The following is a 708-nucleotide window of genomic DNA, read 5'->3' on the forward strand; positions in this document are numbered from 1 at the left end:
GCCGAAGCCTACGGCAAAAAACAGAGCTGGGAAGATGCCCTGAACAAAGCCAAGGAAAGCTATCACGGCAACAAAGTCAGCAAAGGGCAAAAAGACTATACCGAAGTCGCTTTAGTGTTCGGCAACGAAGATACCGAGCCGGTGGAAGGAGCGTTGTTCCAGAGATTGGTGGAAGAGCTGTTGATACCGCTGTTGGAAGCGGTCAAGGAGGAATCGTCCGATGCGGCATAGAAGCCGCAAATCGGAAGAGATCGTACCACAGGCAGGCTACGCACTCTGAAAACGCAAACGGAGCAAATCATGTTGAAACATTGCATTGCGATTGCTGTCGCCGTTTTATTGAGTCAAACGGCGTACAGCCAAACCAAACCGAGAACAGCCATGTACACTGACTACACTGCCATTGTTGCAGACAAATGCGACATCGCGGCGGACGGCGGCAGCATGATGCTTACCGTGCGCAACGCGGCTGGTAAGGAAACGGTTTTCTTTATCAACCGTGGTTTTGATGTCAAAAATACGCCGAAATACAACCAAGTCCGTGATGATAAAGGACGTAAACTGAGCGACAGCGAGAAACAGCAGTTGTTTGCACATCTGAAGACTCTAAAAACAAGGTGTCGCAACAAAGATTGCGCCGAGTTTGTGGATTTGTTCGTCAGGTAAGCCGCATATCGTTTCGGATGGTATTTCTTGTTTTCAGACGAC

At 49.2% G+C, this 708-nt stretch carries 2 protein-coding genes; both read left to right on the forward strand.

From position 1 onward, the window contains the following. On the forward strand, positions 1–231 hold a 231-nt coding region (locus ACTHUR_RS14125; protein WP_440399179.1), incomplete at its 5' end, for a hypothetical protein. 69 nt (positions 232–300) lie between these two features. Beyond that, positions 301–666: a hypothetical protein gene (locus ACTHUR_RS14130; RefSeq protein ID WP_440399181.1), complete on the forward strand. Its 366-nt coding sequence runs from the start codon at positions 301–303 to the stop codon at positions 664–666. Positions 667–708 lie beyond the last annotated feature (42 nt).

Source organism: Neisseria sp. P0021.S007 (genome assembly GCF_051956855.1).

Bases quoted from the DNA above. Each gene is read 5' to 3' on its own strand.
- ACTHUR_RS14130 (WP_440399181.1), top strand. From the start codon at position 301: ATGTTGAAACATTGCATTGCGATTGCTGTCGCCGTTTTATTGAGTCAA.